2 protein-coding genes are annotated in these 305 nt (G+C 64.9%); both read left to right on the plus strand.

Annotated features, from left to right (window positions below; genetic code table 11):
• Positions 1–133, plus strand: a 133-nt coding sequence (locus tag EN807_RS34250; RefSeq protein ID WP_281405267.1) for an FAD-linked oxidase C-terminal domain-containing protein, incomplete at its 5' end; no start/stop codon positions are given.
• Positions 134–143: 10 nt separating this feature from the next.
• The coding region (locus EN807_RS34255) for a 4Fe-4S dicluster domain-containing protein (RefSeq protein ID WP_189522701.1) at positions 144–305 on the plus strand (162 nt) is incomplete at its 3' end.

Here is a 305-nt window from a genome sequence, read left to right on the forward strand (position 1 = left end):
ACGCGCTGCACCCGCCCACCGCGCCGCGCTGCCGGTGTTCGAGCCGCAGGCGCCGGCGCTGGCCGCGCTCAGCCGGCGGCTGAAGCAGGAATTCGACCCCAAGAACATCCTCAATCCCGGCCGCATGGCCTAGGACATCAGAGATGCAGACCAATTTTTCGCCCGCACAGCTAGCTAATCCGCATGTCGCCGAGTCCGAAAAAATCCTGCGCAAATGCGTCCATTGCGGCTTCTGCACCGCCACCTGCCCGACCTATGTGACGCTTGGCAACGAGCTCGATTCGCCGCGCGGGCGCATCTACCTG

It is taken from the genome of Mesorhizobium sp. M5C.F.Ca.ET.164.01.1.1 (assembly GCF_004792125.1).
Classification (GTDB): Bacteria; Pseudomonadota; Alphaproteobacteria; order Rhizobiales; family Rhizobiaceae; genus Mesorhizobium; species Mesorhizobium wenxiniae.